Below are 2,595 nucleotides of genomic sequence, written 5' to 3'. Positions count from 1 at the left end.
TCTTTTATCAGCCGCAGTAAGGCGTGATGGCTCATCTAAATTCGGCATTAACAAACAATGGGGAAGTTTTCCTTCGGTATCTGCCGGATGGATTGTAACGGATGAAGGCTTTATGAAAAACGTAAAAGGTATCGATTTCTTAAAACTTCGTGCAAGTTATGGCATTACCGGAAATAACTTTTTTGCAGGTAACTACGATTCGCAGGCCACCATAGGTACTTATTATTACAACTTCAATAACGTAATTACACAAGGCCAAACCATTAATCGCTTGCCTAACCAGGAGTTGAGGTGGGAGCGTAACAAACAGCTTGATTTAGGCCTTGAGTTAGGTATTCTGAACAACAGGATTAATTTTACCTACGATTATTACCGAAAGTTAACTGATGGATTGATTCAACAACGTGCCATACCAACCTCTTCAGGCTTTTCTCAGATTATATTTAATGTGGGCGAACTTAAAATGTGGGGACATGAATTTTCGGTCAGCTCAAAAAACCTGGTCGGTAACTTTAAATGGAATACCAACTTAAGTCTTTCATTCGACCGTAACCTGATTACCAATTTGGTTGATCCTGGTTTTATCAGAAGAAATGTTACTGTAAGTTCAGATTATTTCCGTCAGCAGGTTGGTCATCATTTAGGAGAGTTTTACGGATTTGTTTTCGAAGGTTTATACAAAGATGCTGCAGATCTGGCTAATTCGGCTAAGTATTTAAGTACCCCTGCAAAACCTAACGGCAATTCAGATATCGGCACCATTAAGGTTAAAGATATTAATGGCGATGGCGTAATTGACGATGTGAACGACCGTACTTTTATTGGCGATCCAACACCAACCTTTACCGGTGGTATGGTGAATAATTTTAAATACAAAAACTTCGATCTAACTGTTGATATGACTTTTTCGGTAGGGGGTAAAATTTTAAATGCCGCCAAATGGGCCTATCAAACCAACATGGATGGTTCGAGGATTTTGCTGGCAGCAGCAGCAGACCGTTGGCGATCGGTAGAAAACCCGGGATCAGGCATTTACCCGAGRACCAAATCTGGAACTACTGGTATTGGCCGTAACGTGAATACACAATGGATTGAAGACGGATCTTATTTGGCTGCCAAAAATATTTCACTGGGTTATACCATACCTGTAAAAAACCTCATGCTGAAAAACCTTCGTGTTTTTGCTTCCGTTCAGCAGGCCTTCGTTATCACCGGTTATTCGGGAATGAACCCCGAAACAAATGTGGGCGGATCAGACCCGACTTTGGGTGTTGGGGTAGATGAAAATGCCTATCCAATTCCAAGAACCTTTTCTCTAGGGATCTCAACCACATTCAGATAACCATTAAAGCTAAAAAAATGAAAAAGATATATATAGCCATTATACTGTTAACCATTGGAGTCAGTTCATGTAAAAAGGATTTTATTGCACTTAATCCCGAAGATTCTTATACTGATGGGGTATTCTATAAAACCGAACAGCAATTCCGTTCTGCTGTGGTAGCTGCTTATGCACCTCTAAGGGATGTTTTAATAAACGACTATTTTACCTCCGAAATGCATTCAGATAATACGGTGTACCAGCCTATTCCTGGAAATAGGGGAACGGCCTATGTAGAGCGTGAGAATATTTCTGATTTTACCAATACCTCTACCAATGCTTATGTTTCGGCAACCTGGCAACACAGTTATACAGGTATTTCACGTTGTAATATCATTATCGAAAGATTGAAAACTTCCGATCTTGGCGATGCCGTAAAAGCCAATTTGGATGGACAGGCGAAGTTTTTAAGGGCGCTTAATTATTTCAAGCTGGTTCGCCTATATGGCGGGGTACCATTGTCGATAGCCGAAGTTAAAACAGCAGAAGATGCATTTAAACCTAGAGCTACCGAAGCTGAAGTTTATGCCCAGATTGTTGCTGATGCTAAAGATGCTATCAATGAGCTTTCAGCACCAACTAAATTCCCGCAAACTGGCGAAGCAACAAAAGGTTCGGCCACGATGTTATTGGCTAATGTTTATGCTGTTCAAAAAAAATGGGCAGAGGCCGAAACTCAATTGAATAGTCTGTTAACCATGGGTTACGACCTCAATGCGAATTATGCAGATACCTTTTTACCTGCCAATAAAAATGGAAAGGAATCGATTTTCGAAATCCAGTTTTTAGGCGGTACCATTACAGGTTCTACGCCTAATGCACTGTCATTCCACTTTCTGCCCAGAAGTAAGGATACCAGATTGCTCACCGGTATTGCGATCGATAATACAGGTACAGGAGGGTGGAATACCCCAAGCAGCGATCTGATTGCTGATTTTGAAGCCAATGATAAACGTCTTGATGCCGCTATTGGTATTGCCGAAGGTACTTACGATGCCAGCAGTTATTTTGTTTATTCGGCAGTTAAAAGTATTGTCAATTATACTCCTGCTGCAGGCAAGATTGGTGTGCCATACATTAAAAAATACCTGCACTCGCCACTTGCAGCAACCACGGGTTCTAGTGATGACTTTCCGATATACCGTTTTTCTGATGCATTATTGTTATTGGCCGAGGCTTTGAACGAGCAGCGCCGATTTTCCTTGCTCGTTCAA

Annotated in this window: 2 protein-coding genes; both read left to right on the top strand. The window is 41.1% G+C overall.

What is annotated here, in order from left to right; genetic code table 11:
* The coding region (locus tag AC1DPQ_RS24275) for a SusC/RagA family TonB-linked outer membrane protein (RefSeq protein WP_477611138.1) at positions 1–1,342 on the top strand (1,342 nt) is incomplete at its 5' end.
* Between the two features lie 17 nt (positions 1,343–1,359).
* The coding region (locus tag AC1DPQ_RS24270) for a RagB/SusD family nutrient uptake outer membrane protein (RefSeq protein ID WP_477611137.1) at positions 1,360–2,595 on the top strand (1,236 nt) is incomplete at its 3' end.

Source organism: Pedobacter sp. 01T416_2 (assembly GCF_056398925.1).
This window is presented reverse-complemented; position numbering and strand designations above follow the sequence as displayed.